The sequence below is a fragment of the Xanthomonas sp. NCPPB 3959 genome (assembly GCF_056675575.1).
In genome coordinates, this window is record NZ_JBWWVR010000009.1 from 72,989 (window position 1) to 94,591 (window position 21,603).

Consider the following 21,603-nt stretch of genomic DNA (forward strand, 5'->3'; position numbering starts at 1 on the left):
TATTCACCGCGACCACAATTACTCACCGCTGAGCCCAACTGCATGGCTAGCCCAACCGGCTAGCCACAAACTCCCAGTTGATCAGCTTCCAGAACGCGTCCAGGTAGTGCGCGCGATCCTGCTGATAATCCAGGTAGTACGCGTGTTCCCACAGGTCGCAGACGAGCAGTGGCGTGTCCGGCCCGGTCAGCGGCGTGGACGCATTCGGCGTGGCAACGACCGCCAAGGCGCCGTCCGGGCGCTGCACCAGCCACACCCAGCCCGAGCCGAACGTACCCAGCGCAACACGGTTGAATTCCTGCCTGAAGTGCGCAAAGTCGCCGAACGATGTGGCGATGCTGTCGGCCAGCCGGCCGAGTGGCTCGCCGCCGCCGCGTGGGCGCAGGCATTGCCAGTAGAAATTGTGGTTCCACACTTGCGCGGCCAGATGAAACAGCGTGCCTTGCGCCTGCGCGATGATCTCTTCCAGCGTCAGCTCGGCGAACTCGCTGCCTTCGATGCGCGCATTGAGCCGTTCGACCTCGCTGCGATGACAGATGCCGTGGTGCGCCTCCAATGTTGCGGATGAGAGATGCGGCTCCAGAGCGGCGCGGGAGTAGGGCAGTGCAAGGTGTTCGATCGGCATGATGGCAAGGGCAGCGAAGGGAGTGCGGCGACAGGTCGCGCTGAAGGCTTACAATGCGCGCCTTTGCGGAAGTCTATCCGACCCGGCGGTCGGGCCTGCCGCTCCCAGTCAGGAGAGTCCAATGCCGGTGATGGAACGGATCCAGGCCGAAGTCGAACAACACCCGATCGTGTTGTTCATGAAAGGCACCCCACAGTTCCCGATGTGCGGGTTTTCCAGTCGCGCGGTGCAGGCGTTGGTCGCTGCCGGCGCCGACCAGCTGCGCACGGTCAACGTGCTGGAAGAACCCGAAGTGCGCGCAAATCTGCCGCGTTATTCCAACTGGCCGACTTTTCCACAGTTATTCATTCATGGCGAGCTGATCGGCGGCTGCGACATCACGCTGGAACTGTTCGAAGCCGGCGAACTCAAGCGCATCGTCAGTGAGGCCTATCAGCCGTGAGTGCGTTGCAGGGCCAGCCCGAGGCGGCTGCGCTGGCTGAGCGCGTGGTGCTGATTACCGGTGCCGCCGGCGGCCTGGGCGCTGCCGCTGCACAGGCCTGCGCATCTTCCGGTGCGACGGTTGTGCTGCTCGGTCGCAAGTTGCGCGCGCTGGAGCGGGTCTACGATGCGGTCGCCAGGCTGGGTCCGGAGCCGTTGCTGTATCCGCTGGATCTGGCCGGCGCCACGCCGGACGATTACGCCGCGCTCGCGCAACGGCTGCAGTCCGAGCTCGGTGGTTTGCACGGCCTGCTGCACTGCGCCGCCGACTTCGCAGGCTTGACGCCGGCCGAACTCGCCGCCCCTGCAGACTTCGCACGCAACCTGCATATCAACCTCACTGCGCGCGCCTGGTTGACCCAGGCCTGCCTGCCACTGCTGCGCCAGCGGGACGACGCGGCGGTAGTTTTCGTTGTGGACGATCCGGCGCTCGTTGGCCAGGCCTATTGGGGTGCCTATGGCGCTGCCCAGCATGCACAGCGTGGCCTGCTCGCCAGCCTGCACCACGAAACCGCCGCCGGCCCGGTCCGCATCAGCGGACTGCAGCCCGGCCCGATGCGCACCGCCTTGCGCGCACGTGCTTTCACCCATCAGGAAGATAGCGAGGCGGTCGATCCCGCGGACTACGCTTCCGCCTGCGTCACCTTGCTGTCCATGGCGGGCGCTGCGCACCGTGGTGCGATCTGGAGTCCTTCCGTATGACCATCCTGTCGGCAGCCTTGCTGCTGTTCCTGATTCTCGACCCGCTGGGCAACATCCCGGTGTTCCTCAGCGTGCTCAAGCCGCTGCCGCCGAAGCGCCAGCGTTTCGTGCTCGCGCGCGAGTTGCTGATCGCTTTGTTCGTGCTGATGGCATTTTTGTGGGGCGGCAAGTACGCGCTGGAGTTGATGCATCTGCGCCAGGAATCGGTGGCGATCGCCGGCGGCATCGTGCTGTTCCTGATCGGCATCCGCATGATCTTCCCGCGCCCAGAGGGCCTGATGGGCGAGATCCCCGATGGCGAACCCTTCATCGTGCCGCTGGCCATCCCGCTGGTGGCCGGCCCGTCCGGCATGGCTGCGGTGATGCTGATGGGCAGCAACGAACCGACCCGGTTATGGGATTGGAGCCTGGCGCTGATGATCGCCTGGATCGGTGCATCCACCATCCTGGCCTCGGCCCCGCTGTTGTACAAACTGCTTGGTCACCGTGCACTGACCGCGATCGAGCGGTTGATGGGGATGCTGCTGGTGGCCATTTCGGTGCAGATGTTTCTGGATGGCTTGGGCACTTACTTCAAGTTGCCAGTGTCGATTTAGGGCGAGCTAGGGCAGGGCACTAGGCGTGCGTGGATGAAGTTGGTGCGGCCGGCGGTTGACTGGAGCCCAAGCGCAAGATTGATCCGGTGTACTAGCTGTCTCTCACTCCGCGAGTTGCGTGCAGCTTGATCTGGGATGTTGCTCATTCGGCCCGGCTCGGCTGCAGGCTTAGCGATGAGCGGTCTGCGCCATGGCATGACTCCGCATCAACCTGGTAGACGGCTTCACATCGCATCCGATGCGCAAAGCGACGCCCATTCGACATCGCAAGCGTCGAATCACCCGCGCGCTTCATCCGAGACCCACGTCTCACTCCCTCTGCGACTTTGCACGATATGGCGTTTGCGCCTTCACATGCGAAGTTCATGTTGCACTGCGCGAAGTTTGTCACGCCGCCGTCACAATCAGGCCTTAGCGTGTTAATCTGTTGTTAACCGTTGCGGCAGCAACCAGCCGCGCGGCGAGGGACCCCAGATCATCGGCAGCCCATCCCCGGGAACGGTTGGGCTGACTGCGCCTTTTTGTCACTGCCCAACCTGTATCGAGGCTACCGAAATGACCCACCCCCGTTGTCTTCGCATGTCCAAGCTGACGCTTGGCCTTGTTGCCGCACTTGCCGCTGCTCCCGTATTTGCCCAGAGCACCTCTGCCGGCGTCGCTGGCCTGGTCACCAGCAGCGGCGGTCAGCCGGTGCCGAATGCCGAAGTGACGATCACCCACGTCGAATCGGGCACCGTCAGCCGCGCCACCACCGATGCCAGCGGACGCTACAACGCGCGCGGCTTGCGTGTGGGTGGGCCGTACACCATCACCATCGCCGCTTCCGGCGCAGGCAACACGACACGTGAAGGCGTGTATTTGAACCTGGACAAGGTCAATCAGGTCGATGCAGCCCTGGGCGGAGATCTGGCCACGCTGGGCACGGTGCAGGCGATCGCCAGCAACTACGGTTCGGCGATCTTCAGCGCCAACAAAATGGGCACCGGCACCAATGTGACCCGTGAAGAAATCGAATCGCTGCCGTCGATCAACCGCAACCTGCAGGACTACGTACGTCTGGATCCACGCGTCGCGCAGACCGACAAGGCGCGTAACGAAATCTCCATCGCAGGCCAGAATCCGCGCTACAACGCGATCCGCGTCGACGGCATCAGCACCAACGACGCCTTCGGCCTGGAATCCAACAGCCTGCCAACCCCGCGCCAGCCGTTCTCGATGGACGTCATCGATGAAATCTCCGTGGACGTGGCCAATTACGACGTCACGATCAGTGGCGGCACCGGTGGCGTGATCAATGCGGTCACTAAGTCGGGCACCAACGAATTCCACGGTTCGGTCTATGGCACCTATCGCGAGAACGATTGGTCTGGCAAGAATCAGAACGACATCCGTCCGCAGCTATTTGATCGCGAGTCGACCTACGGTCTGACCCTGGGTGGTCCGATCGTCAAGGACAAGCTGTTCTTTTTCGCAAACTACGAAAAGTACAAGGGCAAAGGTGTTTTCACCGGTAACAGCGGCTTTGGCCCGACAGGTTCTGGCGCAAGCAATACGGTAAACATCACCCAGGCGCAGGTCGACGAGATCGCCGATATTTCGCGCAATGTGTACGGTTTTGATCCCGGAACCTTGACGTTGCCTGCATTGGATTCCGACTCCGAGGAAAAGGGCTTCAAGCTCGACTGGAACATCAGCGACAAGCACCGAGGCTCGTTTCGTTACGGCAAGTCCGAGCAGAGTACCGCCAATCTCAATGGTTTCAGCACCAGTTCCTTGGCTCTGAACTCGTTCCATTACGCTCGCGATTTTGAGTTGGAGACCTATACCGCTCAGTTATTCAGCGACTGGACCGAGACCTTCTCCACAGAGGCCAAGGTGTCTTATCGCGACTACTCGGCTGTGCGTACTGCAGCGTCGCAGCTGCCGGCCATCAATGTTCGCGTGGGCGCAAACTCGGTGAACCTCGGTACCGAAGCAAATACTCAGGCCAACGAGTTGCGCACCGAAACATGGAACGCTTTTTTCGCTGGCAACTTGTTCCTCAACGATCACACGGTGAAGTTCGGCTTCGACTACGAAGACAACGATATTTTTAACCTGTTTGGTCCGCGCGTTTTCGGTTCCTACAACTTTGATTCGATCGCTGCTTACCGCGCCAATCGTCCTGTGTCTTACCGGTATTCGTCTTCGAACACCGGTAATATTGATGACATCGCAGCCAAGTGGGGCCTGCGCAACCTCGGCCTGTTTGTTCAGGACACCTGGGCAGTCAACAACAACCTGACGTTGACCTTCGGCCTGCGCTACGACAAACAGATGGTTCCGGACAGCCCGCAGTTCAATCAAGCCGCGTTCAACGCCTTCGGCGTGCGTAACGACGCCACGCTCGATGGTAATGATCTTTGGCAGCCGCGCTTTGGCTTCAATTACACGTTCGATGCCGAGCGTCCCACTCAGTTACGTGGTGGTGTTGGTCTGTTCCAGGGTGCTGCCGCATCTGTGTGGCTGTCCAATCCATTCTCCAACACCGGTCTGGCTTATACGGACTACAATTTCCGCAACGCGAACGAGATTGCCACTGGCGGTATTCGCTTCACTCCGGATATTAACAACCAGCCCACCGGTACCGGCGGAGCGACCCAATCGGTCGACTTTGTCGACAAGGGTCTTGGGCAGCCATCGGTGTGGAAAGCCAACTTGGCATTCGATACCGAATTGCCGTGGTACGGCATTATCGGTTCGTTGGAAGGCGTGGTTACTAAGGTCAATGAGGCTATCTACTACCAGCAACTCAATCTTGGTGCCCCGACTGCGGTTGGTCAGGATGGTCGTCAGATCTACTGGAACGCAGTTGGTCGCAACCGTGCGAGCTGGGATAGCTTGGGCCGCTTCACTGGCAACGCGCTGACACGTGCCAACAGCAATCAGGGCTTCAACGATGCAATCATTGCGCGTCCAACAGACCAGGGCGGTACGCAGAGCTTCACCGTCGGTTTGAATAAACCTTTCAACGACAGCGACTGGTCGTGGAGCCTGGCTTACACGTACTCGAACGCGAAGGAAGTGAGCGGCCTGACTAGCTCTACGTCGGGCTCGCAGCTGTTGAATGTAGCGACCTTCCAGGCGAATGAAGAGGTCAACGCTACTTCCGCTTACGAGATCAAGGACAGCATCCTCGGTACACTACAGTGGAAGCACAACTTCTTCGGTGACTACGCCACCAAGCTTGGTCTAATTTATCAGGGGCGTAGCGGTCGTCCGTATAGCTATACGTTCGATAACGATGCCAATGGTGATGGCCGCGCCAATGACCTGCTCTACATTCCGAATGGCCGTGGCGATGTGCTGTTCGGAAGTGCGGCTGAAGAGAATGCCTTCTGGAGCTACGTCAACAACGACAAGTATCTGTCTTCGCACCAGGGACAGTTGGCCGGTCGTAATGCCGTTCGCAACTCCTGGGTGAATCAGTTCGATCTGCATCTCGAGCAGGAACTGCCTGGCTTCTTCGATGGCAACAAGGCGCAGATCTGGGTCGATGTCATGAACGTGGGCAACCTGCTCAATAAGAAGTGGGGTCGCGTCGACGAGTACGGGTTCCCAGGCTTCAAGGGCGTTGTTGAGTACGGCGGTATCGATGCTGCAACCGGCAAATATGTCTACCGCTTCAACGAACCGGACTTGTCCACCGTCTACGACGACAAGGGCATCTCCCGTTGGGCGCTGCAGTTGGGCTTCCGCTACCAGTTCTAAAGCTGGCTAGAGTGTCGAAGTCTGCAAAAACGGCCGGGTTCTCCCGGCCGTTTTCTTTTGGGTGGGTGAGTACGCTAAAGTTCTGAGATACGACAGGAGCAAGCTATGGAACTCAGCAGTACGGCAGCACGGGCGCTGCCGGTGGTGGATGCGCGGATTTATCCGCGTGGCGGTCTGGATGTGTTGTCCAAGGCGGAAGTGGCGCGCTTGCGCGATGCCTCCAGTGGCGGCATGCACGAGCTGTTGCGTCGGTGTGCGCTAGCAGTGCTCACCAGCGGCAGCGCTTCGGACGACCCGCGCGCCGCGCGCGATCTGTATCCGGATTTCGACATCCAGGTGAACCAGCAGGATCGCGGCATCCGCATCGATCTGAGCAATGCGCCAGCGATGGCGTTTGTCGATGGCGAGATCATCCGAGGTGTGGCTGAGCTGCTGTTCGCCGTCGTGCGCGATCTGGCCTACATGGCGATCGAGCTCGAAGCGCAGCGCGCCGATCTCGATACCAGCGAGGGCATCACCAACGCCGTGTTCGGCCAGCTGCGCAACGCACGCATCCTGCAGCCGTCCGACCCCAATCTGGTCGTGTGCTGGGGTGGCCATTCCATCTCGCGCGACGAATATCTCTATACCAAGCAGGTGGGCTACGAGCTCGGCTTGCGCGGCCTGGATATCTGCACCGGCTGTGGCCCGGGCGCGATGAAGGGCCCGATGAAGGGCGCCACCATCGCCCACGCCAAACAGCGCAAGCACCACACCCGCTATATCGGCGTCACCGAGCCGGGCATCATCGCGGCCGAGTCGCCGAATCCGATCGTCAACCACCTGGTGATCATGCCGGACATCGAGAAGCGCCTTGAGGCCTTCGTTCGGATCGGTCACGGCATCCTGGTGTTTCCCGGTGGCGTCGGCACGGCGGAGGAAATCCTCTATCTGCTCGGCATCCTGTTGCGCGAAGAGAACGCTGATTTGCCGTTCCCGCTGATCCTGACCGGCCCGACCATTGCCGCGCCGTATTTCGAGCAGATCGACCGCTTCATCCGCCTCACCCTGGGCGAAGCTGTCGCTTCGCGCTACGAGATCATCGTCGGCGACCCGGTCGCGGTGGCGCGTCGCATGGCCGAAGGCATCCATGAGGTGCGCGCGCACCGCAAGGACCAGAAGGATTCGTACTACTTCAACTGGTCGGTGCACATCCCGCTCGAATACCAGCAACCGTTCGAACCCAGCCACGAGGCCATGGCCGCCCTGGACCTGCACCACGGCCGCCCCGCACCCGCGCTGGCCGCGGACCTGCGCCGCGCCTTCTCCGGCATCGTCGCCGGCAACGTCAAGGAAGACGGCATGCGTCGCATCGAAGAGTTCGGCCCCTTCGAGATCCACGGCGACCCGGACATCATGCAGGCGCTGGATGAGCTCCTGCGCGGATTTGTCGAGCAGCGCCGGATGAAGATCTCGGGGGATTACCGGCCTTGTTATCGGGTTGTGACCTGAAATCGTCTCATGACCAAGGTAAATGGATGGTCGCGAAGTAACGACCATCCTTTATGGTGGTGTGGACTCTTCCAATTCCATTTGTCAATTGTTCTACGCGACTGCGTACCGCATTCAATCCGATACGGTGGCCGTTGCTGCTGACCGGCAGTGCATTTGGCAAACTGTTGGTAATTTGAATCTGCAATTGGTTGTTGGTTGCGGTGACGCATAACGTGACAGTGCCCCCTTCGGTCGCCGGTTCGACACCGTGGCGTATGGCATTCTCGGTCAGTGTCTGGATGCAGAGTGTCGGCACCAGCACTATTGGCAATGGTGTCGGCAGTTGCCACTCTACTTGTAGGCGTGTGCCGAGTCGTAGTTGCTCTATTTCTAAGTAGCGTCTCGTCAGGGAGAGCTCCTGCTCAAGGAGCATTTGGCTAGGGCCGGCAAGTGCTGCGCGAAAAAGATCCGATAAATCCAGCAGCAGGCGCTCGGCAGCCTCCGGGCGCTGATGCACCAGTGCGGCTCCTGTATTTAAAGTATTGAACAGGAAATGCGGATGAATTCGTGCTTGTAAGGCATCTAGTTCAGCCTGTTTTGCGCGAACCGCCATCTGCTGAGTTCTCCAGTGGTTTTGAAATGCCAGCAGGCCCAGCAGTCCGACCGTAAGCGCAATTCCGTTGACCTGTAGCCAAAACCCCCACCAGCTGCCACCGAGAAGACTAAGCAAGTTGCCAAAGACGGCCCAGACAATGATGCAGGCGACTCCGGCTACTGCAACTAGTGTAGCTAGCGACAGATTCGCGATTGTGTTCGGCCGCAATGGGCGCAGTTGACGTCGCAAGACATGGAGTGTTGCAAGCGTCAATATACTTATCCACTGAATCAACAGTGAGGTCAGCCCAAAATAGATCCATCGACTTTCCCGGATTCCTGGAGCCAGCGTGAGTACTGCAGCCAGCATTTCCCCGGTCAGAATCACGTACGCGATCACACGTGGCTGTAAGAGCAAGTCTAGAGGGGCAATGACGGCGGAGGCAGTTGAAGCTGAGGAATTCAGCATGCTGTTCACTTGGCGGGAGAGTGGATGGCGACTAGTCGGCCGTTCGCACTGGCAGTCTAACCGCCTGTCGGTAGTCGCTGGTGCCCGCATGAGCTTGACTCTACCGTACTAGACGTCAATATGGGGATGGGGATCTCCGATGCATCTTCCTGGTTTTCGCCGCCCGTCTCCGGGCCGCGTGTTGAAGGCAAGCGGATTTACGCTGTTAGAGCTGCTTGTGACCGTTGCGGTCTTGGCCATCTTGGCGGCAATAGCAGCGCCGAGCTTCAGTGCGCTTATTAACAGCAACCGCTTGACAACTCAAGCTAATTCCATGGTTGCGTCGCTGCAGCATGCTCGCTCCGAATCAATTCGACTCAACCGCAAGGTGAGCCTTTGTGCGTCGAGTGACGGAGTGAATTGTTCCGGGACCACGACCTGGAGTCGCTGGATTACTCGGGTGGATAATGATGGCGAGGTACTGAGCGACGTCTCCGGAACTGCAAAAGTTAAGGTGGTAGCTGATGTATCTGCAGTGACATTCAGCTCCGATGGCCTGGCGCGAGCAGCGGGTGGAATGCTCTCCACGGCAGCTATTACCCTATGCATCGATGCGGCACGTCCTGTAGAGAATGCTCGCGTTGTCAGCTTAATAAGCGGCGCTCGTGTGCTGATAAAGAAAAAGGCTGAGAATTGTCAATGATTATTTCGAGTGCAAATAGAGGCGCGTCAGGCCGGTCTGTGCAGAACGCCAGAGGGCATTCGGGTACCACACTTATCGAAGTGATGATCTCCGTGCTGGTCATGGCGATTGGTCTGCTTGGCATCGCGGCAATGCAGGCTGCGGCGTTACGTAACAGCCAAAGTTCGCTAGAGCGCAGTCAGGCGGTGATTTCAACCTACACCGTGCTGGATGCAATGCGCGCAAACCGTCAGGCGGCGCTTGCCGGGGCATACAACACTGCTGGATTTTTGTGTACAACCGACGGGAGTGGTTCGCTGGCCGCTCTCGATCAGGCAGCATGGATAAAAAGCTGGCGTGCCACGCTTGGAGTTGATGGTACGCCAGACACAGATGTGTGCGGCAAGATTGAGTGTGCCACGGATATCTGTAAAGTTTCTCTTCGTTGGAATGATGGTCGGTCTACCAACGCGACTGCGAGTGGCAAAGCGCAAGGCAGCACTGCAGAAGTGTTTGCCACGAAGGTGCAACTATGAGTGCGAGTCCAATGAGGAATGCCAACGAGTCAGGCTTTAGCTTGATCGAGTTGATGGTGGCAATGTTTCTCGGGCTTCTCGTGGTGGGCGCCGCAATCGGGATCTTTCTCTCAAATAGCAGGACATACCGTGCTACAGAGAGTCTTGGCAGGGTTCAGGAGGGCGTACGCACCGCATTCGAATTGATGGCGCGCGATGTGCGCGAAGCGGCAGGCAATCCGTGCGTCAATAATCTGCCTATTTCGAATGTATTGAATAACTCCACTGCAAGCTGGTGGAGCAACCTTAATCGATGGGGCGATGCATTTCAGGGGTACTCTTCAAGTCAGGCCGCCGCCGATCTTGTCACTGGCACGGCGGTAGCGCAGCGTGTTGCCTCCACCGAGGCTGTTCAGCTCTTTGCCGCAGATGAGAATGTCACCACGATCACCGCCCATGACACCGCAACCGGTAAGTTTTCTGTCAATGTTGCTGGTCACGGAATTTCTGCGGGTGACTTGGCGGTCGTGTGTAATGCACGACAAGCTTCGGTCTTTCAAGTCTCTTCCGTCAGCGGAAAAGATATCTTCCATGGGCTGGCAGGAACCCCTGGTAACTGCACCCTGGGCTTGGGTGTGCCTTTGGATTGCGGGACCGGAACAAAGTTTGCGTACACCGCTCCCAATTCGGTCTTGGTGAGGCTGCATGCATCGCGGTGGTATATCGGGAATGGCGCCGATGGGCCAGCCCTTTATCAGCAGGTTGCGACAGCAAATGGAACAGTTACCACACAAGAAGTCGCACAGGGCGTAAAAAATCTCAGCTTGCTCTATCTTGTGAATGGAAAAGCTAGCTATCAGGCCGCTAGCGCTCTAGGTGCGAGCGATTGGGCAAATGTAACGGCAGCGCGCATCACATTGAGTATTTCAAATGCTGAAGGGTCAGTAGGTGCCGAGGGCGGAATTGAGCGCCAGTTGATTCACATCGTCAGTCTACGGAATCGTAATCCATGAAGAGGAGTGTCCATCCCATAGTCCCTCAGCATGGGGCGTCGCTGATTGTCGTTTTGATCCTGCTGTTGCTGATGACTCTGCTTGGCCTAGCTGTGTTACGTACGACCACGCTGGAAGAGCGTATGAGCGCAAATCTCTATGATCGTAGTCTGGGTTTTCAGGCGGCCGAATCCGCATTGCGACAAGGTGAAGCGCTTGCAAATGCCACTGCGGTCAGCTCTGTGCCATCGAGCGGCTGTGCTAACGGAATATGCGGTACTCCTGTCGCCGCAGATGCAGATCGGTGGCTGGATACCAGCTTCAACGGGTGGCGAAATGCTAGAAATAATCTTGGTGAAGACGCAATTCCAACGCCAAATGCTCGTTACATTATCGAGTACATGGGCGAAGCGCCGACATGGCCGGGCTGCGACCGCAAGTTTCCGCTGGATGGACAATGCCTTGCGCCGCGCTTCCGAATTACCGCAATTGCCAATGCAGACGGTCGAGCAACAGTGATGTTGCAAACAAACTATATCGTTCAATAAGGGGGCGTCATGTCAGCTATTCAATCCGGACGCCAGCCTGTTTCCATTTGGCGGCGCTTGTTCGCACGAGCCACGCCGGTCGCGTGTGCCTATTTTGCGACGCTGCTCGCGATTCCCGTAAACGCGGGTATCACACTGCCAACATCGCCGCTAACAACGGCCGCTCGCGTACCGCCTAACCTTCTTTTTGTTCTCGATGATTCGGGATCAATGCAGTGGCGCTATATGTATAATCCGGACATCGCAAGTATGAGCGGGGGCGGTGTCGCGAGCGCGCCAACAGGCGATAATACGACGAGAGATAATACTTATTTGACGACAGATGTCAATGTAAACGCAATTTATGATCAAAATTATGTAACAAACACGATATACTACAATCCAAATGCGGATTATAAGCCGTGGGTAGATTCGACTGGTGCGCCGTTAACTGGCGGAACGACCATGGAATCCGCTTACAGTAATGCTCTTTTTGTGCAAAATACTGCGGCAAATACGGTAAGTTCAACGGTGGATTTAAGTGCGTCGACCCAGACGTTCTATATGCCTAAAGCTGATGCTACTGATCTGTCGGATGTCAGGCAGTATTATCGCTATCAAATTTTGACGAATGACAAGGTCGTGCGGAGTGAGCGTCTCGAAGGCGTAGTTACCACATCTCCAAATAGCGGCGTGCTGGTTAGCGGTTTGAGGGGTAATCGTGACAGCAACACTTATTACTCTGTGACCGTGCCGGCCAATGCGAGTAATTTGGTTATAAGCATAAGTAGTGCCGCGTCTTGTAGTAGATTTTCGAGATGCGCCGATTTGTACGTTAGCCGGAATGCACAGGCGAGACCGATTTCAGCCGATTGTAGTAAAACAAGTGAGGGAAATTCGGAGACTTGCAGTTTTGCTACCCCGGAAGCAGGTACGTACAGTGTTTTGGTATACGGGGGCTCAAGCTATTCGGGTGTCTCAGTCCAGTATGGTTACGATATCATCACCAATAATAACGGTGAGCAGTCAGCAGGCTGTGACACGACGACGTCGGGGTGGGGATGGCGGAATTGCACATACGCAAGGCCCACTGGTCGTGACGATGCAGCTGAGCGATCAAATTTCGCCATCTGGTACTCCTATTACCGTACACGGACGAAGACCGCAAAAGGCGGTGCGGCGGCTGCGTTCAATGGACTTGGATCGGATGTTCGCGTTGGCTTCAGGACCATTTGGGGCCGTAACGGAGATGATGCGACTGGAAATTGGCCGACGCAGTCGGTTCCAATTCCCGTGACGTACAATCAAGGCCTATTTGATAACCCTAGCGGAGCTTCTGGCGCAAATAACAACCGCGCACGCTGGTTTAATCGTCTTTTTGGTGCCAAGGCTGAAGATGGTACGCCGCTTCGTAGTGCGCTGAATAATGCCGGTCTATATTACTCCAGTGATGGCAGGAACGGTCCATATGGGCCAGAAACAGGCTCGAATCAACTTCAGTGTCGTCAAAATTTTACGATCTTGACAACTGATGGGTACTGGAACGGGGATGATAATTTTAGTTCCGGTGGAAATCAGGACGGAACTGATGGCGCTGCTATTGCGAGGCCGGATCCCAATGCCCCTACCTATACCTACAAAGCTGCTGCGCCGTATAGCGATGGTTCCTCGAACACGCTCGCGGACGTCGCGATGCGTTATTGGAAGCAAGATCTGCGTACGGACATGAGTAACATAGTGCCAACCACGGCAGCCGACCCCGGCTTCTGGCAGCATATGGTGACTTTCGGTATTTCAATTGGATTAAAGGGGCGGCTTAATCCGAACACCGATCTTCCTGGCCTCACTGATGGGACGCGCTCTTGGGGGGCGCCGACCGCAAATAATGTCACGACTATCGATGATCTATGGCATGCCTCGGTGAACGGGCGCGGTAGATTCGTTGCTGCAAGCGACCCAGATGAGTTTACTCGTGGTTTGCGGGCAGCATTGGATGCAGTCGTACAGCGGACCGGCTCGTTCTCAAACATTTCCGCAAATTCAACATCGGTCAATGCAGATACCCGTCTCTATCAAGCCACTTACGTATCCGGTGTTTGGTCGGGTGAGTTGGCGTCGTATGCAATTACCGATGGTCGAATTGCGACCGCAGCGAGCTGGACCGCGTCTCAAAATATTCCTGTGAATAATAGGAAGGTTTTTACTTCGGATGGAGCGGCCGGGCTTGCGTTTCCCGCCTCGGCTACTACCCAGCAAGTTGCGGATCTGACTAGGACAGGGGTAAGTAATTATCCCGTAACAGGGACGGACAACGCGGCATACCTCGGAGGTAATCGCTCGCTTGAGCTACAAAACCAAGGGACCTTGCGCAACCGAGTTCATCTTCTTGGTGACGTGGTCAGTTCTTCTCCGGCATATGTCAAAGATACCGATACGCTATATGTGGGTGCTAATGATGGCATGTTGCATGCTTTCAACGCTGCAAATGGTGTCGAGCTGTTTGGCTTTATCCCCAACAGTATCAACTGGATTGATCTCGGATCGCTGAGTCGGCCGGATTATGGTCATCGCTTCTTTGTCGATGGCCCGATTATCGTTTCCGACCGTACTCAGACTCCGAATAAGAACCTCTTGGTTGGCGCGCTGGGGAAGGGGGGGAAGGGTATTTTTTCTCTCGACGTTACGAATCCGGCCACCTTTGGCGTGAGTAATTTCAAGTGGGAAGTCGGAAGGAATGACGCTGATATGGGGCTTGTACAAGGCAAGCCTTTCATAGCCAGACTCAATGATGGTAGCACGGCTGTTGTCGTCAGTAATGGCGTCAATAGTACCAATGGCCGTGCCGTTCTTTTCTTGTATGACATTAATACGGGTGCTCTCATCAAAAAAATCGATACCAACGTTGGCTCTGTTGTGACCGATAGTCCGGATTCAAATGGGTTATCAGAGCCGGTCGGTTGGGATTCCGACGGTAGCGGTACGGTGGATTATGTGTATGCAGGAGACTTACTCGGGAACGTTTGGAAGTTCGATTTGTCCGCAGCGAGAACCACCTCATGGGGCGTTTCCGGGAGCGCGCCGATCTTCAGCGCCACCTACACGGGATCGAACCCCGCTGTGCGGCAGCCAATCACCGGCGGTATTACGATTGCCATGCATCCCACGACATTTAAGACCTGGATATTTTTTGGTACCGGTCGGCTGATGACGACGGGTGATATGACCAGCAGAGCTGTTCAGAGCATCTATGGATTTGTAGAGGACGGGACGGTCAAGCGTCGTTCTGGCGACGGGGTAAACTTGACATCCCGTAGTTTGGTTCTTGTCGACGGAACGAGCCGCTCGTTTGAGGCGAACTCAGCTTTGCCCTCCACTTCCAAGGGTTGGTATGTCGATCTACTCACCCCTCCTAGTCAGTCGGCTGAGGGGGAGCGGGTAATCAGTGGTGCCCAGCTCCGACGTGACGTTCTTACTTTTTCAAGTGCCATACCGACAGCGAGCGCTTGCACGCCTGACGGAACAGGGTATTTGAACTCACTGGACGCATTTACTGGCACTAGCACCAGGATTTCATACTTCGATGTCAATGGTAACGGCAGCTTCAATGACGACGTGTTGACTGCCGGCGATGGAAGCAAGATCCCGATTGGCTCTGTCAATCTCGGAGTTGGCATGACCACACAGGCTAGCTTGCTACAGGGGGTGGCAGCTGTCGGTGGCTCATCAGGTGGATCTGCGACCGTAAATGTTCAAGAGGTTCGCAATGTGGGCCGCGTTTCTTGGCGAGAAGTAAAGAGAGGGGATTGATCAATGTCTGTATGTCGCGAAATGAACTCGTTCGGTGTGGGGCAGAGACACTTCTCTGCACAGAAAGGTTTCACATTGCTGGAATTGATGATCGTGGTGGCAATCGTGGCTATCCTGGCCGCAATTGCTACGGCCAGTTATAGTCAATATGTGGTCAAGTCACGGCGTGCGGCGGCGGCTAGCTGTTTGCTGGAGCGAGCGCAGTTAATGGAGCGGTACTACACTACGCGGCTTACTTATGTAGGTGCCGCAGCTCCCGCTGCCTGCGAGGGGCTGACGAATTTCTACGGGGTTCAATTCTCGGGCGATCCCACTGCTCGAGCATATGTAATTCAAGCTGTGCCGACTACGCGTCAGGTGGACGCTAAATGTGGGACGCTTAGCATCGATCAGCGCGGGACGCGTGGAGCAACCGGAACCGATGGGCCTAGCAAGTGCTGGTAACGCGTAGCAGCAGCAATCGAGCGTCTAGTTCGGTAGTTTGCTTGGAACAAGCTATATGCACGAGGTCATCAGGTCGGCTGGTTGCCTTTAATCATAGCCAGCATCATGGTCGGCCATTGACCGAGTTGGTCGTTGCCTCCTGAGTTCTATGGAGTTGCCTAGCAATTCGGCATTGTGAATCCTCAACCGATGCGGCGAATGCAACTTTTGAAAGCGGAACAGTGCGTGGGGCTGATAATATGGGTCGAGCCATGAGCGCGGGGTCGACCCAGCTCTCGCGATAATGCGCGAACACGCATTGCGTTACCAAGGTATTTGACGTCTCTTGGTCTGCTGAAGACTTTGCAGGCCTGCCGGGAGCGGGACTAGTTGTCGGTAAGTTTTGATCCGGCGCCGTGACCGATTTGCGCGTTGTATGGATTTGGGCAACGACACAGGGTAGTGAAATTTGCTCTCTTACTACGCATGAACGCACAAAAGCCGCGACAATGCGCGGCCTCTGTGTGTTCTGATCTTGGCGCCCGAAGTTGGACTCGAACCAACGACCCCCTGATTAACAGTCAAGTGCTCTAACCGGCTGAGCTATTCGGGCGGGGAGGCAAATTATAGGGAGTCTCCGCTGCGTCCGCAAGTCCTATCTCAAATTTTTTCAGGCTGGGCAGTCCGTGGGCGAGGTTGGCCGACTGGAGCGCACTCTGCCGCCCATATTTATGATGATGCGGCCTTTGAGGCTGCTTCCGCTGCAGATGTAGAAGGTTGCGTTGCTGGCTACCGTTCTCCCACTGGATAGATACCGGATTCGCTCTCTGCCCTTAGACGTCGATAGGCGCGTACGGTCAGCATTACGTGTCTCGTAGCCAAAGATGATGTCGCTGTCTCTGTCCGGTAATCGATTGCCATCCGGATCCAGGTAGATCAACCACCCTTGGCTCCAGTCGTGGGTGTCCGCGCACTGCCGATCGTTCCCAAGTGGACACATCAACGCATCGACCCCGTGTGTAATGGCTGCTGACCTTGTCATTGCCAAGTGACTTGACACATCGAGCATCAGTGCTCTGGTGATTTGAGCGTCGCGCAACGCTATCAACGATGGTGTCGCGATGGCACCAAGCACTGCCATTGATAGCAACACAGCGATCATTTCAATCATACCGATGCCGTTCTGGTTGCAATGCAGCCTCATGTTCCAGTGCTCTGAAGATTCGTTGATCCAGAATGGCGCTTTGCGAAGAAAGCGTCACTGCCGTGACTCCGATGTTTTTGTAGGAAAAGTGCAAACGAAGCCGTCATCTCACGGTCGCTATACTTGAAAGTCGATGTGAGGGCACCGCTCCATGACCGACCGTTTCCAGCTCGTATCCCCGTACTCCCCAGCCGGCGACCAGCCGGCAGCCATCGACAAGCTGGTGGCCAACTTCGAAGCAGGCCTGGCCAAGCAGACCTTGTTGGGCGTGACTGGCTCGGGTAAGACGTACACCATCGCCAATGTGATTGAGCAGGTACAGAAGCCGACCCTGGTGATGGCCCCGAACAAGACGTTGGCGGCGCAGTTGTACGGCGAGTTCAAGTCGTTCTTTCCGAACAACGCGGTGGAGTACTTCGTCAGCTACTACGACTACTACCAGCCCGAGGCCTATGTGCCGTCGTCGGATACCTTCATCGAGAAGGACAGTTCGATCAACGAGCACATCGAGCAGATGCGGTTGTCCGCCACCAAGACGTTGCTGTCGCGGCGCGATTCGTTGGTGGTGGCTACGGTCTCGGCGATCTACGGTCTGGGCGCGCCGGAAGACTATTTGTCGCTGCGCTTGATCCTCTCAGTTGGTGAGCACATCGATCAGCGCAAGTTGATCCGTCATCTCAGCGATCTGCAGTACACGCGCAACGAATTCGAGCTGACGCGCGGCGCGTTCCGCGTGCGTGGCGAAGTGCTCGATGTCTTCCCGGCCGAGTCGGACACCGAGGCATTGCGTATTGAGTTGTTCGACGGCGACATCGAGCAGCTGACCTTGTTCGATCCGCTCACCGGCGAAACCTTGCGCAAGTTGCAGCGCTACACCGTGTATCCCAAGACACATTACGCGACCACGCGCGAGCGCACGCTCAGTGCGGTGGATACGATCAAGGAGGAGCTCAAGGAACGGCTGGAGCAGTTGTACTCGCAGAACAAACTGGTCGAAGCTCAGCGCCTGGCGCAGCGCACCCAGTTCGACCTCGAGATGATGGCTGAAGTCGGCTTCTGCAACGGCATCGAAAACTACTCGCGGCATCTCACCGGCAAAGCGCCTGGCGAACCGCCGCCGACGTTGTTCGACTACTTGCCGCCGGATGCGCTATTGGTCATCGATGAGTCGCATGTGACCATTCCGCAGATCGGCGCGATGTACAAGGGCGATCGTTCGCGCAAGGAAACGCTGGTGGAATTCGGCTTCCGGCTTCCGTCCGCGTTGGATAACCGGCCGCTGCGTTTCGAAGAGTGGGAGGCGCGCTCGCCGCGCAGCATCTACGTGTCGGCCACGCCGGGTCCATACGAACTGCGTGAGTCTGCAGGCGAGATCACCGAGCTGGTGGTGCGCCCGACCGGCCTGATCGACCCGGTGGTCGAGATCCGCCCGGTCGGCACGCAGGTCGACGATCTGATGTCCGAGATCCATGAGCGCATCAAGCTCGGCGATCGCGTGTTGGTGACCACGCTAACCAAGCGCATGTCCGAGAACCTTACCGAATACCTGGGTGAGCATGGGATTCGTGTGCGCTACCTGCATTCCGATATCGACACCGTGGAGCGGGTGGAGATCATCCGCGATCTGCGCCTGGGCAAATTCGACGTGCTGGTCGGCATCAATCTGTTGCGCGAAGGCCTGGATATGCCGGAAGTGTCGCTGGTGGCGATCCTGGATGCCGACAAGGAGGGCTTCCTGCGTTCGACTGGTTCGTTGATCCAGACGATCGGGCGCGCCGCGCGTAACCTGCGTGGCAAGGCCATCCTGTATGCCGACAAGATGACGCGTTCGATGCAGGCGGCGATCGACGAAACCGACCGTCGTCGCGAGAAGCAGGTCGAGTACAACCTCGAACATGGCATCACGCCGAAATCCGTGCAGCGCCCGATCTCCGACATCATGGAAGGCGCGCGCGAGGATGCCGCCGAGAAGAAAGCCGGCAAGGGCCGTTCGAAGTCACGTCAGATCGCCGAAGACACTGTCGACTACCGCGCGATGGGGCCGGCCCAGATCGCCGGCAAGCTCAAGAGCCTGGAGCAGCAGATGTACCAGCACGCCAAGGATCTGGAGTTCGAGGCCGCAGCGCAGATTCGCGACCAGATCCAGAAATTGAAGGCGGCGAGCCTGGCGTAGGGCGGGGCAGGGTGCTCACGTGCAGGGAGGGCTTGTGGCCCGCGAAACCCTGCGCTAGAATGCGCGCCCTGCACAGCGCAATGCTGACGCAGGAAACGGGCGGTTAGCTCAGCGGTAGAGCACTACCTTGACATGGTAGGGGTCACAGGTTCGAACCCTGTACCGCCCACCACTCCAAGTCCGGATGCACGGCGACTTGAGTGGTTTGAACACGATCATCTTGCTGTTATCCCAATATAGCCATCGGCACTCGTCGTGTGCATAAGGCTGGTCTGCGGATCTGTCAGCGTTGTTGAAACCGCTTTCTCCATCACACGTCTTGCTTTAGCATCGCTTCCGCGCTGACGAAAGGAAGGCTGGCAATGGACGAGTATCAGCACACCGTGCTGACCAGAGGGAGATACCGTGTGGTGGCAATCACCCGGGAAGAAATCTACGCGCCTGACACGGTGGTGGCATATGCCGTTGTGACAGACGCCGGTACCCGGATAACGCCGGATCTCTCCCTGGATCAAGCCAAGGTCTGGATCGACTCGCTGGTCGAGAGCGAGAGCGGCGGGCGCAAGTCAGATCTGATCGATCACAAGCCGGTTGTCCGTCGCTAGACGGCCGTCGAGATGTAAGCCTAAGGAGTAGGGTCGCGTGTCCAAAGCTAAAATAATTGCAATCGCCACTGCGGTGACGTTGCTCGTTGGATATGCCCTGTCCGGGTATCTGACATTGCTGCTGTTGCGACTCGATACCGGGTTGTATTCCTGGGACACCTACTACCGCTATGTCAGCGCATTAGGGTTGCCCGAAGTGGCGCCTTACGCGACCAAGATCAAGATGTCGGGCGTCCTCGGTTTTGGTCTGCCGGGGATCGTCTGGGCCATTACGGTTGTGCTTGTGCTCAAGCCAAAGCCACGTGCGCTGCATGGTGACGCGCGCTTTGCCGGAGCCGCAGATCTTTCCAAGCACGGGTTGTTCAAGCCGAGCGGTAATGGCATCGTCGTCGGCAAGTTCAACGGCAAGCTGGTGCGACTGAGCGGGCAGCAATTCGTGATTCTTGCCGCGCCCACGCGCTCCGGCAAGGGCGTTGGTGTGGTCATCCCCAATCTGCTCGAATATCAGGAATCGATCGTTGTCCTGGACATCAAGCAGGAAAACTTCGACCTGACCAGTGGCTGGCGCGCCAGTCAGGGGCATGAGGTCTTCCTGTTCAATCCGTTCGCTGAAGATCGCCGAACGCATCGCTGGAACCCGCTGACCTACGTCTCCAATGATCCGGCGTTCCGCGTCTCGGATCTGATGAGCATTGCGGCGATGTTGTACCCGGACGGGTCGGACGACCAGAAGTTCTGGGTCAGCCAGGCGCGCAACGCGTTCATGGCGTTCGCGCTGTACCTGTTCGAAAACCAGGATGAGGAACTGTCACTTGGCTTCCCTGGTGGCGCAGGTGCGCCCACGCTCGGCGGCATTTATCGGCTGTCGTCCGGAGATGGCACAGACCTGAAGAAATATCTGAAGTCGCTCTCCGAGCGCAGATTCCTTAGCAGCAACGCACGCTCGGCGTTTGCCAACATGCTGTCACAGGCCGATGAGACCTTTGCATCGATCATGGGCACCTTGAAAGAGCCGCTCAACGCATGGATCAACCCCGTACTGGATGCGGCAACCAGTGCTGACGACTTCATGTTGACCGATCTTCGCAAGAAGAAGATGACCATCTATATCGGCATCCAGCCCAACAAGCTGGCCGAGAGCAGGCTCATCATCAACCTGCTCTTCAGCCAGATCATCAACCTCAACACGCGGGAGCTTCCGAAGTCCAATCCGGAACTCAAGTACCAGTGCTTGCTGCTGATGGACGAATTCACCTCAATCGGCAAAGTGGACATCATCGCGACCGCGGTCGCGTACATGGCCGGGTACAACCTCAGGCTGCTACCGATCATCCAGAGCATGGCGCAGCTGGACGCGACCTACGGTAAAGACCTGTCGCGCACCATCATCACCAACCACGCGCTGCAGATCCTGTACGCGCCGCGCGAGCAGCAGGATGCGAACGACTACTCGGAGATGCTGGGTTACACGACGATCAAGAAGAAAAACATCACCCGGGGCCGAGAGACGACCCGTAGTGTTTCCGAAGAGCGGCGTGCACTGATGCTTCCTCAGGAGCTCAAGGCAATGGGCAGCGAGAAAGAAGTGTTCTTGTATGAAGGTATTCCGCATCCTGTGAAGTGCGACAAGATCCGCTACTACGAAGATCGTTACTTCACCGCGCGACTGCTGCCCAAGACGGACGTGAAAACGCTTTCCATTAAAGTGTGATATCCATCACTCTTTGGGTGCACATGTGGATGGGTAATTCTTGACTCATGTGTCCGTTAAGGGCAAAGTTACCCAAAATTCCTGCATTGTTGATTTTTTGTTAAGGGGCGGCGCCGGACGGGGTCGTATAGGAGTAAGGCTATGGATGGTTCTTCTGTGTGCTCATCTTCTTCTGCGCGTATGCGCTGCACTGCTTCGCCCGCTTGGGCGGGTCATGTGCGCCTCGCGTTTCCAACCGGTTTCTCAAAGCCCGCATAGCTCCGCCACTGTTAGGTGCGCGGGGCCGCAGTGCTGTC

At 57.2% G+C, this 21,603-nt stretch carries 17 protein-coding genes and 2 tRNA genes; 15 read left to right on the forward strand and 4 right to left on the reverse strand.

Features of this window, described 5'->3' with window-relative positions; genetic code table 11:
• Positions 1-46 precede the first annotated feature (46 nt).
• The gene (locus AC1KVG_RS12175; protein WP_481094556.1) at positions 47-625 is read right to left on the reverse strand and encodes a superoxide dismutase; all 579 of its coding nucleotides are present in this window, start codon (positions 623-625) and stop codon (positions 47-49) included.
• A gap of 121 nt (positions 626-746) precedes the next feature.
• Between AC1KVG_RS12175 and grxD the strand changes: the two genes are divergently transcribed.
• From grxD to ppnN, 5 genes are all read left to right on the forward strand, one after another.
• Positions 747-1,067 carry a Grx4 family monothiol glutaredoxin gene (gene grxD, locus AC1KVG_RS12180; RefSeq protein WP_006450539.1) on the forward strand — a complete coding sequence of 107 codons (321 nt, stop codon included), beginning with the start codon at positions 747-749 and terminating at the stop codon, positions 1,065-1,067.
• Positions 1,064-1,807: an SDR family NAD(P)-dependent oxidoreductase gene (locus AC1KVG_RS12185; protein WP_481094557.1), complete on the forward strand. Its 744-nt coding sequence runs from the start codon at positions 1,064-1,066 to the stop codon at positions 1,805-1,807. The genes grxD and AC1KVG_RS12185 overlap by 4 nt, the downstream gene beginning before the upstream one ends.
• Positions 1,804-2,403 (forward strand): YhgN family NAAT transporter, encoded by a 600-nt coding sequence (locus AC1KVG_RS12190; protein WP_006450537.1) that lies wholly within the window; start codon positions 1,804-1,806, stop codon positions 2,401-2,403. The genes AC1KVG_RS12185 and AC1KVG_RS12190 overlap by 4 nt, the downstream gene beginning before the upstream one ends.
• A gap of 555 nt (positions 2,404-2,958) precedes the next feature.
• Complete coding sequence (locus AC1KVG_RS12195; protein ID WP_481094558.1) at positions 2,959-6,153, forward strand: TonB-dependent receptor; 3,195 nt, start codon at positions 2,959-2,961, stop codon at positions 6,151-6,153.
• 105 nt (positions 6,154-6,258) lie between these two features.
• Positions 6,259-7,644, forward strand: coding sequence for a nucleotide 5'-monophosphate nucleosidase PpnN (ppnN, locus tag AC1KVG_RS12200; RefSeq protein WP_115040428.1), 1,386 nt, complete (start codon positions 6,259-6,261; stop codon positions 7,642-7,644).
• 7 nt (positions 7,645-7,651) lie between these two features.
• On the opposite strand, the gene AC1KVG_RS12205 is transcribed toward ppnN, so the two are convergent.
• Positions 7,652-8,689 (reverse strand): sensor histidine kinase, encoded by a 1,038-nt coding sequence (locus AC1KVG_RS12205; RefSeq protein WP_481094559.1) that lies wholly within the window; start codon positions 8,687-8,689, stop codon positions 7,652-7,654.
• 139 nt (positions 8,690-8,828) lie between these two features.
• Between AC1KVG_RS12205 and AC1KVG_RS12210 the strand changes: the two genes are divergently transcribed.
• From AC1KVG_RS12210 to AC1KVG_RS12235, 6 genes are read left to right on the forward strand one after another with little or no spacing between them, the layout of a single operon-like run.
• On the forward strand, positions 8,829-9,371 hold the full coding sequence (locus tag AC1KVG_RS12210; RefSeq protein ID WP_481094560.1) for a GspH/FimT family pseudopilin: 543 nt from the start codon (positions 8,829-8,831) through the stop codon (positions 9,369-9,371).
• A complete protein-coding gene (gene pilV / locus AC1KVG_RS12215) occupies positions 9,368-9,886 on the forward strand; it encodes a type IV pilus modification protein PilV (protein ID WP_481094561.1) in 519 nt (172 codons plus the stop codon). The genes AC1KVG_RS12210 and pilV overlap by 4 nt, the downstream gene beginning before the upstream one ends.
• Positions 9,887-9,897: 11 nt before the next feature.
• Positions 9,898-10,878 carry a PilW family protein gene (locus AC1KVG_RS12220; protein ID WP_481094562.1) on the forward strand — a complete coding sequence of 327 codons (981 nt, stop codon included), beginning with the start codon at positions 9,898-9,900 and terminating at the stop codon, positions 10,876-10,878.
• A complete protein-coding gene (locus AC1KVG_RS12225; RefSeq protein ID WP_481094563.1) occupies positions 10,875-11,405 on the forward strand; it encodes a pilus assembly PilX family protein in 531 nt (176 codons plus the stop codon). Before AC1KVG_RS12220 ends, AC1KVG_RS12225 begins: the two co-directional genes overlap by 4 nt.
• Positions 11,406-11,414: 9 nt before the next feature.
• Positions 11,415-15,191, forward strand: a complete 3,777-nt coding sequence (locus AC1KVG_RS12230; RefSeq protein WP_481094564.1) for a PilC/PilY family type IV pilus protein — start codon at positions 11,415-11,417, stop codon at positions 15,189-15,191.
• A 21-nt stretch (positions 15,192-15,212) separates the two neighbouring features.
• Positions 15,213-15,635, forward strand: coding sequence for a type IV pilin protein (locus AC1KVG_RS12235; protein WP_481094565.1), 423 nt, complete (start codon positions 15,213-15,215; stop codon positions 15,633-15,635).
• Positions 15,636-16,150: 515 nt separating this feature from the next.
• Here AC1KVG_RS12235 and AC1KVG_RS12240 read toward each other — a convergent pair.
• Positions 16,151-16,227, reverse strand: a tRNA-Asn gene (locus AC1KVG_RS12240).
• A 57-nt stretch (positions 16,228-16,284) separates the two neighbouring features.
• Positions 16,285-16,818: a GspH/FimT family pseudopilin gene (locus AC1KVG_RS12245; protein WP_481094566.1), complete on the reverse strand. Its 534-nt coding sequence runs from the start codon at positions 16,816-16,818 to the stop codon at positions 16,285-16,287.
• Between the two features lie 151 nt (positions 16,819-16,969).
• On the opposite strand from AC1KVG_RS12245, the gene uvrB reads away from it, so the two are divergent.
• From uvrB to AC1KVG_RS12265, 4 genes are all read left to right on the forward strand, one after another.
• Positions 16,970-18,991 (forward strand): excinuclease ABC subunit UvrB, encoded by a 2,022-nt coding sequence (uvrB, locus tag AC1KVG_RS12250; protein WP_023904433.1) that lies wholly within the window; start codon positions 16,970-16,972, stop codon positions 18,989-18,991.
• A gap of 97 nt (positions 18,992-19,088) precedes the next feature.
• Positions 19,089-19,163: transfer RNA gene (locus AC1KVG_RS12255), tRNA-Val, on the forward strand.
• Between the two features lie 190 nt (positions 19,164-19,353).
• Positions 19,354-19,596, forward strand: a complete 243-nt coding sequence (locus AC1KVG_RS12260; protein ID WP_023904420.1) for a hypothetical protein — start codon at positions 19,354-19,356, stop codon at positions 19,594-19,596.
• 37 nt (positions 19,597-19,633) lie between these two features.
• Positions 19,634-21,307 carry a type IV secretory system conjugative DNA transfer family protein gene (locus AC1KVG_RS12265; protein WP_481094567.1) on the forward strand — a complete coding sequence of 558 codons (1,674 nt, stop codon included), beginning with the start codon at positions 19,634-19,636 and terminating at the stop codon, positions 21,305-21,307.
• Positions 21,308-21,603: the final 296 nt, after the last annotated feature.

Bases quoted from the DNA above. Each gene is read 5' to 3' on its own strand.
- AC1KVG_RS12175 (WP_481094556.1), bottom strand. From the start codon at position 625: ATGCCGATCGAACACCTTGCACTGCCCTACTCCCGCGCCGCTCTGGAG.
- grxD (WP_006450539.1), top strand. From the start codon at position 747: ATGCCGGTGATGGAACGGATCCAGGCCGAAGTCGAACAACACCCGATC.
- AC1KVG_RS12190 (WP_006450537.1), top strand. From the start codon at position 1,804: ATGACCATCCTGTCGGCAGCCTTGCTGCTGTTCCTGATTCTCGACCCG.
- AC1KVG_RS12195 (WP_481094558.1), top strand. From the start codon at position 2,959: ATGACCCACCCCCGTTGTCTTCGCATGTCCAAGCTGACGCTTGGCCTT.
- ppnN (WP_115040428.1), top strand. From the start codon at position 6,259: ATGGAACTCAGCAGTACGGCAGCACGGGCGCTGCCGGTGGTGGATGCG.
- AC1KVG_RS12205 (WP_481094559.1), bottom strand. From the start codon at position 8,689: ATGCTGAATTCCTCAGCTTCAACTGCCTCCGCCGTCATTGCCCCTCTA.
- AC1KVG_RS12210 (WP_481094560.1), top strand. From the start codon at position 8,829: ATGCATCTTCCTGGTTTTCGCCGCCCGTCTCCGGGCCGCGTGTTGAAG.
- pilV (WP_481094561.1), top strand. From the start codon at position 9,368: ATGATTATTTCGAGTGCAAATAGAGGCGCGTCAGGCCGGTCTGTGCAG.
- AC1KVG_RS12220 (WP_481094562.1), top strand. From the start codon at position 9,898: ATGAGGAATGCCAACGAGTCAGGCTTTAGCTTGATCGAGTTGATGGTG.
- AC1KVG_RS12225 (WP_481094563.1), top strand. From the start codon at position 10,875: ATGAAGAGGAGTGTCCATCCCATAGTCCCTCAGCATGGGGCGTCGCTG.
- AC1KVG_RS12230 (WP_481094564.1), top strand. From the start codon at position 11,415: ATGTCAGCTATTCAATCCGGACGCCAGCCTGTTTCCATTTGGCGGCGC.
- AC1KVG_RS12235 (WP_481094565.1), top strand. From the start codon at position 15,213: ATGAACTCGTTCGGTGTGGGGCAGAGACACTTCTCTGCACAGAAAGGT.
- AC1KVG_RS12245 (WP_481094566.1), bottom strand. From the start codon at position 16,818: ATGAGGCTGCATTGCAACCAGAACGGCATCGGTATGATTGAAATGATC.
- uvrB (WP_023904433.1), top strand. From the start codon at position 16,970: ATGACCGACCGTTTCCAGCTCGTATCCCCGTACTCCCCAGCCGGCGAC.
- AC1KVG_RS12260 (WP_023904420.1), top strand. From the start codon at position 19,354: ATGGACGAGTATCAGCACACCGTGCTGACCAGAGGGAGATACCGTGTG.